This is a genomic window from Salmonella sp. SAL4457 (assembly GCF_046548235.1).
Taxonomy (GTDB): Bacteria; Pseudomonadota; Gammaproteobacteria; order Enterobacterales; family Enterobacteriaceae; genus Salmonella; species Salmonella enterica.
Genome location: NZ_JBGDZO010000859.1, coordinates 1 through 256 on the forward strand (window position 1 = coordinate 1; position 256 = coordinate 256).

The window sequence follows — 256 nt, forward strand, 5'->3', positions numbered from 1 at the left end:
CTGCAACATGCCAGTGATGGACGGCTACGAAGCGACCCGGCAGATCCGCGACAGCGGACGCTGGGGCGGCCTGCCGATCATCGCGCTGACCGCCAACGCCCTGCCGGACGAGCGCGAACGTTGTCGTGCCGCCGGCATGGACGACTACCTGGCCAAGCCTTTCCACCGCGATGAACTGAAAGCCATCCTCGACCGTTGGTGCCCGCTAACCGCGAGCGACTAGCCGGTCTCGCGACGACGGCTAGCCTCCTACCAT

1 protein-coding gene is annotated in these 256 nt (G+C 66.4%); it reads left to right on the top strand.

The features are described 5' to 3' along the window. Window positions 1-223, top strand: a 223-nt coding sequence (locus ACLJNW_RS26625) for a response regulator (RefSeq protein WP_410961570.1), incomplete at its 5' end; no start/stop codon positions are given. Between the last annotated feature and the right edge of the window lie 33 nt (window positions 224-256).